The 3119-nt window shown below is 42.6% G+C and carries 3 protein-coding genes and 1 pseudogene; 1 reads left to right on the top strand and 3 read right to left on the bottom strand.

The genetic code is table 11. The annotated features are described in order from the left end of the window. Positions 1–99: 99 nt before the first annotated feature. Both WBA89_RS03310 and WBA89_RS03305 read right to left on the bottom strand, forming a co-directional pair. The gene (locus WBA89_RS03310; protein ID WP_424404056.1) at positions 100–240 is read right to left on the bottom strand and encodes a hypothetical protein; all 141 of its coding nucleotides are present in this window, start codon (positions 238–240) and stop codon (positions 100–102) included. A gap of 22 nt (positions 241–262) precedes the next feature. After that, complete coding sequence (locus tag WBA89_RS03305) at positions 263–856, bottom strand: hypothetical protein (RefSeq protein WP_424404054.1); 594 nt, start codon at positions 854–856, stop codon at positions 263–265. A 297-nt stretch (positions 857–1153) separates the two neighbouring features. Between WBA89_RS03305 and WBA89_RS03300 the strand changes: the two genes are divergently transcribed. After that, on the top strand, positions 1154–2533 hold the full coding sequence (locus WBA89_RS03300) for an NB-ARC domain-containing protein (protein WP_424404052.1): 1380 nt from the start codon (positions 1154–1156) through the stop codon (positions 2531–2533). Positions 2534–2619: 86 nt separating this feature from the next. Here the strand turns inward: WBA89_RS03300 and WBA89_RS03295 are convergent. Next, positions 2620–3119 (bottom strand): annotated as a pseudogene (locus WBA89_RS03295) (cell division protein FtsH); the annotation flags it as partial.

Raw genomic sequence — 3119 nt, 5'->3', positions numbered from 1 at the left:
TATCGATCGTCATTCTTCGACTGATACTTTAGGCGAAGGGGGATTGGATATAGAAAAAGTGCAAGTTTTTAGGAATTGATATAAAGGGCGATCGCTCTTTCATTTTAGGCGATCGGTTATCTGAAATAACAAAGGCCGATCGGTCTTGATGCGCGATCGGGCGATCGGGCGATCGCTAAACACCAAAGTCACACTAAATGCCGATGGAGGTTGGGTTAAAGAACAAAACCCAACCTCCATCACCAGAGCACTACGACTTGCGTTAACGTATTTCGGGGTCTCTATGCACCACAAAATCTGTTTGCCAATTCGTGTTGTGAGGAACTACTCGAATAACAACAGGAGATCCACGAAAAGGATTTTGACAATAGGGCTGCTGATTATGTTGCGATCCTCCAATAATACATTTTTGTGAGAGCGTGCGTAATCGCTTTCCATTATCTGCGAAGTTCACTTCTGCACCAGCGTTTACAACCCCTACCTCTATTCCACCAGTTACCTTTCCAGAAATAGATGCCCCTTGAATCTCTACAGCAGTGTACCAGTAAACATCAGCCCCACTTCCACCTTTATATTCAATAGCGAGAGCATTACCGTATGTCCATGTAACGGACGGAAAAAAACAAATTGTACGCTCTTTTATTCGTCCACTTCGACAAGTTCCTTGTTGAGAGCCATCAATCATTCGAGGCTGTCTTGAGGACGCAGAGATAGCCGAGGTAGCCACCATCAATACAGCGAGCGCTAATGAACACATTGAAAAGGTAAAAAACCGTGATGGTCGATTGTCTTTAGAATTTTTTTCTGGTCGCCTATTCAAACTTTGATTGATAATTATTTTAGCTAGTTTTTGCATGATACTCCATACTTCTACATAATTTGGACAAACGAGTATATTGGTCGTATAAAGCACTGTATTAAAGTGTAGGAATATACAACTATTAAGTTTTTAAACTTACGCTTTAATACTTTGCTTTGGTAGCTCTTGTATTTTGATGATAAATCAAAGATTTGTCTAGGCCAAAATGCTAAATTATGTTGGGACTTTTGTATGCTACTTCAACTCGCCCTCTATAAAAAATGTTGGGAGATGTTGGGAAATGTGAGTAAATGTTGGGTACAATACAACCAACCCTGACATCTACTCGACTCTATGAACCTTAAGGAAATGGTAAAACTCGCAGACGATATGGTGTTTGCTAAAACAGGTAAGCATCTCAATGGCTTACAAGAGAAAATCCTGCGCGGGACATGGCAACAGGAGGATTACAACGAGATTGCCAAGGACGTTAACCTCTCTGAGGCTCGTGTTAGAGAAGTAGGAATGGAATTATGGCAAAGCCTTTCACAAGAGTTGGGGGAAAAAGTCAGTAAATCAAATTTTAGAGCGGCAATGGAGAGGTTGGAAGTTTCAATATATTCAAATGTTGCACAAGAAGAATCAGTGCAAATTAACAGCGTTAACATCTGTGGAGATCCTAGACACCCCCCAAATATCCCAAACTCACACCCACAAAATCAGGAAACATCTAACACAAAAAAACCTCAAACTCTACATCAAGATTTAAGCGAAATGCCAGAGTTGGGCGATTTCTACGATCGCACCCCCCAACTCCAAACCCTCACAACCTGGATTTTACAACAACACTGTCGCCTCATAGCCCTCACCGGCATCAGTGGAATCGGCAAAACATCCCTAGCAGTGCAACTCGTACAACAAATTAAAGAGGAGTTTGAGTACGTTATTTGGTGCAGCATAGACGCATCGCATACCCTAGATGAATTTGAACATAAACTAATACAGTTTTTATCCAAGTCAGAAAAACAAGATTTATCCCCAACAAACCCGAAACGCTTACCGCTGATTAAGTATTTGCAAAAACATCGCTGTTTAATAGTCTTAGATGACGTTCACAACCTTTTCTGTAGCGGGGAATTGGCAGGAAAATATAAACCAGAGTATGAAGAATATCGCTCTTTATTCAAACAAATAGAAAAATTATCCCATCAAAGCTGCTTTCTGCTAATCGGTTGGGAACAACCGAGAGAAGTGACTCAATTTAAAAACCCAAATACTCCCATTCGTACATTACAACTCAAAGGTTTAGACATCGCAGCCGGACGGGAAATACTTAGAGATTATGGGTTAGAAGCAAGCGACAACAGTGAAGCACTCATTCACCGCTACCAAGGCAACCCGTTATGGTTAAAAAGCGTGGCGAATCTGATTCAAGAGTTGGGAATTGGCGCGAGTGAGTTATTAATAGATGATAGCATATTGTTGCCGGAAGATTTGAAAGATGTTTTACAGCAGCAGTACGATCGCACTTCCGAACTAGAAAAACAAGTTTTGTCATTGCTGGCTAGGGAAAACCAGCCAGTCAACCTAGCAAAATTGCTAGAAAAAGGACAAATATCATCATCCGATTTACTCAACGCGCTCCAATCTTTATCGCGGCGCTGCTTGATAGAAAAACAGGAAAGTCTTTACACTCTCCCACCTGTATTGAGGCAGTATATCAAAGGGTTTTAACCTTACGCGATTCCTATAAGTAAGTATCAAAAAACGCAGATGATCTTGCAATCACCTGCGTTAACCTGCGGTTTAATTAAACCCTTTTAAACTGAAGCCGCAGCCTTATCTAAAGGCAGCACTTCAGCCAGTAATTTGTGCAAAGCCTCGCCTTCAACTACTTCAGTTTCCAACAGTTGCTGCGTAATTGTTTCCAACAATTCCCGATTAGCTTTCAGAATATCCAAAGCTTGCTGATGTGCAGTTTCCACAATCTCTTTGACTTCTTGGTCGATCGCCTCAGCAGTTTGGGCACTCACCGCGCGGCGGGCATTTCCCATACCATCGCCGAGGAAAGATTGTTGAGATCGATCGTAAGCTAGAGGCCCCAAAACCTTACTCATCCCGTAAGTTGTCACCATTCTCTCGGCTAAATCTGTCGCCTTTTGCAAGTCGTTTGACGCGCCGGTGGTGATGCTACCGAAGACAACCTCTTCAGCCGATCGCCCACCCAACAGCGTAGCAATCTGACCGCGCAATTCCGACTCATCCAACAAGAAACGGTCTTCCGTCGGCACCTGCAACGTGTAACCCAAAGCAGCCATAC

It is taken from the genome of Microcoleus sp., from assembly GCF_049646505.1.
GTDB lineage: Bacteria > Cyanobacteriota > Cyanobacteriia > Cyanobacteriales > Microcoleaceae > Microcoleus.
This window is presented reverse-complemented; position numbering and strand designations above follow the sequence as displayed.

Excerpts from the sequence above, each read along its gene's own strand:
- WBA89_RS03310 (WP_424404056.1), bottom strand. The coding sequence starts at position 240 with ATGGAGGTTGGGTTTTGTTCTTTAACCCAACCTCCATCGGCATTTAGT.
- WBA89_RS03305 (WP_424404054.1), bottom strand. The coding sequence starts at position 856 with ATGCAAAAACTAGCTAAAATAATTATCAATCAAAGTTTGAATAGGCGA.
- WBA89_RS03300 (WP_424404052.1), top strand. The coding sequence starts at position 1,154 with ATGAACCTTAAGGAAATGGTAAAACTCGCAGACGATATGGTGTTTGCT.